Origin of the sequence: Pseudomonas viridiflava, from assembly GCF_900602065.1 — a bacterium.
Lineage (GTDB): Bacteria > Pseudomonadota > Gammaproteobacteria > Pseudomonadales > Pseudomonadaceae > Aquipseudomonas.
Genome location: NZ_UWFN01000053.1, coordinates 1 through 318 on the forward strand (window position 1 = coordinate 1; position 318 = coordinate 318).

Sequence of the window (318 nt, forward strand, 5' to 3'; positions counted from 1 at the left end):
AGCAGGGCCTGCGTGTCGGTGAACCCGAGTTGCAGCAATTGATGCGGGTCACTGAATACACCATCGTCGCCGGTAATCAGAGACCGTCGAGCCAACAGCCCATTCCGGTTACTTCGTCGTTGCTGTTGCGCCTCAAGGGCAAGTCCTTGAACAAGGGGGCGTCCATTTCGCAGGTGCTGATCCACTTCGATTCGGGCGACAGCAAGAGTCTGAAGAAGCCCGCTTACGACGAGCCTTCACGCACCCTGACGCTTTACTACCCGCTGGCCCAATACCGGATTCTTGTGGATTTGCTGCGCGACGAAAAGGTGTATTGCC

General features: G+C 56.9%; 1 pseudogene. It reads left to right on the forward strand.

What is annotated here, in order from left to right:
- Nucleotides 1-318, forward strand: a pseudogene (locus EE949_RS00955) (hypothetical protein); the annotation flags it as partial.